The sequence below is a fragment of the Desulfonatronospira sp. genome, from assembly GCA_003563255.1.
In the GTDB taxonomy this organism is placed as follows: domain Bacteria; phylum Desulfobacterota; class Desulfovibrionia; order Desulfovibrionales; family Desulfonatronovibrionaceae; genus Desulfonatronospira.
The window spans coordinates 1-3848 of sequence record PWSL01000306.1 but is presented as its reverse complement, the minus strand read 5'-3'; the positions used below and the strand labels follow the sequence as shown (position 1 = coordinate 3848).

Genomic DNA, 3848 nt, shown 5'->3' with positions numbered 1-3848 from the left:
GCAGCCTGAAAACCGGGCCCTGGGCCATGCCCGGAGAGGCCCACTGGCCTTTGCACAAGACCGGCAGGTCAGGTTCCAAACCTTTTTGCCCTTCGCTGGCACTGTGAAAAGGACGGGTCTGGACCAGGATGACTCGGTCCTGCTGGTCTGCTACCCACTCGATGTCCTGGGGAAATTCAAAATAATTTTCAAGCTCCAGGGCAAAGCGGTGCAGGTCTGGCAGATAGGCTGGATGATCACTGGAGGGGGCAGGCTCTTTGTCTTTTTCCAGGAAATATTCCCTGGCCCTGGCTTCCCCGCCCACCAGCTTGTCTCCCAGCCCGGAAACAGTGTAGATGCCCATATGTTCTGGATGATTCACATCTGAGGTGTAGATCACCCCGCTTTCCCGGGCCGGCAGCATTTCCAGCACCAGCACGGCCATGGACAGTAGCTCGTCCGGGAAACCGGCTCTTATGCGGTAGCTCAAGGCCCGGGGGGAGTATTTTCCGGCCAGGACTTCCTTGTAGGCCTGGACCCAGTTTTCACGGTCCACGTTTAAAAGGCTTACGTACTGCCCGGCGAAGCTTAGCTCACTGTCCTCTCCAAAGGCGCTGGAACGAAAGGCCAGTCTTCCTTGAGGCATTTCCTGGAGCCTGTCCTGGAGGGCCAGGTACAGGTCCTGGGGGATTTCTGCATCCAGGACAAGCTGTTGCAGCTGCCTGGAGTATTCTTCCAGGTCTGCCGAGTCCAGGCAGATGTTCCCCAGGATTTCGTTTATGCGGGGGCGCAGATTGTTTGCGTTTAAAAAGTGATTGAAGGCCCGGGTGGTGATGCAAAAGCCCCGGGGAACAGGAAAGCCTTTTTTGCTGATCAGGGCCAGGTTGTGGGCCTTGCCTCCCAGAAGCTCCTGGCTGGCGTGCGGTGAGTCCAGGTTTAGAAACCAGGGGCGCTCATCCGGGCCTGACTGCACGTCGAGAGCAAGCTCCACGTAAAAGGAGACTTTTTTTTTGTAATCCTTGAGCACCCTGTAGCGAAGCGGATTCAGGGCCACCAGGCTCTTGACCAGCATGTCCACGTCCCGCAGGAGCTCTCTGCACAGCCTGGCCACCCGGGCATAATCACAGTGCAGGCCGCGGTAATGGATTTCCTCGATTTCGGCCATTTTTTCCAGGCAGTGCCTGTCCTGGGCCAGCAGGTCCCTGAAGTACTGGTATTTTCGGCGTAGCTGGGCCCCGGGGGCAAAGACCTGCCTGGACCAGTAGCCAAGGAGCTGGGTAAGCCACATCAGCCCGGCCCCTTTGCCTCATCGGCCAGGACCTGGGCCACCTTTTCCTCGAGTTCGTGCTTGTCTATGGGCTTGACCAGGTACTCGTCCGCTCCCAGCTGCAGAGCCCTCTGGGCGGTTTCCAGGGTGGGATATCCCGTGAGCATGAGCACCCTGAGACCGGGAGTTATCTTTTTGGCTTCTTCCAGAACGTCCACCCCGCTCATCTTTTTGAGCTTGATGTCCAGTATGGCCAGGTCCACGTGGTTTTCCCTGAGATGGGCGAAAAAATCGTCCTCCTCGGTGAAGGGATGCACTGTATGTCCTTTGCGTCCAAGAATCCTCTGCACCAGAATGGTGGCGTCCTGGACGTCGTCAAGTACTGCAATGACCGCCATCTTCGTTCTCCTTTTCAAGGGTTTTTCCTTCCAGGGGCAGCTCTACGATAAATACTGTACCCGGGCCGTAACTCGGTGATCTGGGAAAATCCCGGGGCAGGTATTCCACAGGCGGGGGGCTAAGCGCCGATATATCCCCGCCATGGTCCTTGATAATGCCGAAGGACACAGACAGGCCAAGCCCGGTGCCTTTGCCCACGCTCTTGGTGGTGAAGAAGGGATCGAAGATCTTGCTCAGGGACTCTTCTTCTATTCCTGCGCCGGTATCAGCTATGCTGATTATGATTCTCTGCCTGTGGGCGCAAAGCTTGGATTTGACGTATATAACCCCGTCCTGGCCTATGGCGTCTGCTGCATTGTTTATGAGGTTGAGCCAGACCTGCTTCAGGCGTTCGTGATCGCCGACAAAAGGAGGAATATTGGGGTCCAAAGATTTATAGATCCTTATATGGCTCAGGGACAGGACATGCTCCACCAGCTTGATGACTTCTTCCAGGGACCTGTTCATGTCCACAGGCTGGGAGGTGGACTGTGAATACCTTGAAAAGCCCAGAAGGTCGGCAACTATTTTGCGGCAGATCTTGGTCTGCTTTTCTATGGTCTTTAAGTCCTCTGCCCACTCATCATTTTCCACCTCTTCCAGAAGCAGCTGGGTATAGCCCAGGATAATCCCCAGGGGGGTGTTGATCTCGTGGGCCACCCCTCCGGCCAGGCGACCCAGGTCCTCCATTTTCTGGGACTGGATGAGCTGCTCCTGATACTTCTTGAGCATGGTTATATCCCGGGCGGTGAGCAACAGTCCGATAATGTTTTTTTCCTGGTCGTAAACAGGGACTTTGAGTACGTGCATCCATACTTCCCGCCCTTTTCTGCTCAGGGTCACCTCCTTGGACAGGGGCCTGCCTGTGGACAGAATCTGGCGGTCCTCGTGGTAGTTGCTGTCTGCCTGTTCTTCCGGAAAGATTTCAAAGTCCGTCCTGCCCAGGATGTCATCTTCTTTGAGATCGAAATAGTCGCAAAAGGCCTTGCTGGCAAACTGATACTTGAGATTCCTGTCCTGCAGGGTGATAAAGTCCGGGGTGACGTTCATTATTGTTTTGAGAAGCCCCTGCTGCTGGACAATGGTTTTTTCCCGCTCAATCAGTTCGTTGATGTGATTTTTTACAGTCAGGGCCATGACGTCAAAGGCCTCGGACAGGTCCTGGATCTCATCGCCTACCAGTTGTCTGTATACTCTGCATTTGCGGCAGTTTTCAATCTTTTGCCTGTGGCCTATGTTCTGGCAGTCCTCGCACAGGGTTTCCGGGATATACCAGCAGCGCCGTCTTGTGTCTGCGTAGGCGGGGCACTCCTGTTTGCCGCACTGCATTATTTCCCAGCAATGCCTGCGAGGCTCTGAGCTGGTCTGGATGTCCAGGTTGCCCTGTACCACCTCTTCAGCGGACCAGCGCAGCTTGTTCAGACGTCTGGTGACAGTGGTGGCGAACCAGGATGAAAGCACCAGACCCAGGGTGAGCACCCCCAGGGTGGTCAGAAGAGCTGTCCAGCGCTGGCGCTGGATAAGAATGTCCAGGTGGTCCCTGGACAGACCCAGCCGCACCGTGCCCAGATTCCTGTCCGCAAGCAGGACAGGAAAGGCGCAGTCGTATATGGTGCCTTTTTCAGTGGACAACAGCAGAGGCTGATGCTCTGAGGGGTCCATATTCACCTGGAGCAGGTCGGTGGGAAATCCTCCGGTAAAGGTATGGGACAGGACGTTACCCTCGGTGTCAATCAAGAAGACGTATACCACGTCTTCATACTGGGTGTGAACGTTGTCGATGAGGTTTTTCATCTGCAGGAAATCCGTGGCCAGTATGGGTTCGGCCAGACGGAAGGCCAGACCGGAGCTAAGGGCGCTGCCCCGCTTTTTGCCCTCTTCCAGAAGGGCGGTGGAGGCCATGTTGGACAGGGTCAGCCCGATTATAACGCAGCTTAAGATCAGCATGGCCGCCATGCCCAGGGTGATCTTGGTCCTGAACCTGAGCCGGAAAAGAAAGCTCTTCAACCTGTCAGTCAAGCTCCAGCCCTACCTTTTCGCTGAGATCCCGGATGGGATCGAAATCCTCATCACTTGAAGGTACAAAACCTTTGAAACGCGCCGCTTCCAGTATGTCCCTGTGTTCGGGATCGTCGTAATCCAGTTTGAGCATGGCCTCTTTAAT

Annotated in this window: 3 protein-coding genes; all 3 read right to left on the bottom strand. The window is 55.4% G+C overall.

Translation table 11 applies throughout. The features are described 5' to 3' along the window. A partial coding sequence (locus tag QZP87_RS09060; protein ID WP_291322595.1) for a PEP/pyruvate-binding domain-containing protein occupies positions 1-1267 on the bottom strand: 1267 nt, incomplete at its 3' end. Further along, complete coding sequence (locus QZP87_RS09055; RefSeq protein ID WP_008871413.1) at positions 1267-1644, bottom strand: response regulator; 378 nt, start codon at positions 1642-1644, stop codon at positions 1267-1269. The genes QZP87_RS09060 and QZP87_RS09055, both read right to left, overlap by 1 nt. Then, on the bottom strand, positions 1622-3703 hold the full coding sequence (locus QZP87_RS09050; RefSeq protein ID WP_291322594.1) for an ATP-binding protein: 2082 nt from the start codon (positions 3701-3703) through the stop codon (positions 1622-1624). Before QZP87_RS09050 ends, QZP87_RS09055 begins: the two co-directional genes overlap by 23 nt. Between the last annotated feature and the right edge of the window lie 145 nt (positions 3704-3848).